Below are 567 nucleotides of genomic sequence, written 5' to 3' on the forward strand. Positions count from 1 at the left end.
AAAAAATGGTCGAAAGCTGGCACACAGCATTACACATTACTCATCATGCAAATCAATCATGCGGGCAAACAGTCGCCTGCGGTGGTCAATAAAACGCCGCTTGCACCGAGCGCCGTGCCGTTGGTGGGCATGGATGGCTTTATCAATCCGCCGCGCGAATTGACTGCCGATGAAATCAACGGGCTGATTCAGCAATTCGTACAAACCGCGAAAATCGCCGAACAAGCAGGCTTCTCAGGCGTACAAATTCACGCCGCGCACGGCTATCTCATCAGCCAATTCCTCTCGCCGCACCACAACCGCCGCCAAGACCAATGGGGCGGCAGCTTGGAAAACCGTATGCGCTTCCTTTTGGAAATCTACACTGCTATTAGTGCCGCTGTGGGTAAAGATTTCTTGGTTGGCGTAAAACTCAATTCGGCGGATTTCCAAAAAGGCGGTTTTGATGAAAGCGAATCGGTGCAAGTGGTACAAAAACTGTCGAAAATGGGCATTGATTTTATTGAAGTTTCCGGTGGTAACTACGAAAGCCCGCAAATGCTCGCCGCCAAAGACAGCACCCGAAAA

Annotated in this window: 1 protein-coding gene; it reads left to right on the forward strand. The window is 50.6% G+C overall.

The features are described 5' to 3' along the window. Nucleotides 1-45: 45 nt before the first annotated feature. On the forward strand, nt 46-567 hold a 522-nt coding region (locus ACTHUM_RS18080; protein WP_440403693.1), incomplete at its 3' end, for an oxidoreductase.

The organism is Neisseria sp. P0021.S006, from assembly GCF_051956895.1.